Raw genomic sequence first — 212 nt, forward strand, 5'->3', positions numbered from 1 at the left:
CAGCGCAAAGAGACTTAACGACCGGGTTCGGAATGAGACCGGGTGTGACCCTCCAGCAAAAACCACCACGGAAACCAACCCCCACCCACACTCAACCCCCCACAAAAAGGAGAGGGAGCCACGGGCGGGAAAGCTTCGTGAACAACATGCGCGAGCAACCAATTATCTGCAGCGGACAAGCCCTCGGCCTATTAGTACCGGTCAGCTCCACC

1 rRNA gene is annotated in these 212 nt (G+C 58.0%); it reads right to left on the reverse strand.

Annotation, left to right across the window (positions count from 1 at the left end):
- Positions 1-70: ribosomal RNA gene (gene rrf / locus DSY14_RS28560) — 5S ribosomal RNA — on the reverse strand; the annotation flags it as partial.
- Between the last annotated feature and the right edge of the window lie 142 nt (positions 71-212).

This window comes from Nocardiopsis sp. MG754419 (genome assembly GCF_018207095.1).
Classification (GTDB): domain Bacteria; phylum Actinomycetota; class Actinomycetes; order Streptosporangiales; family Streptosporangiaceae; genus Nocardiopsis.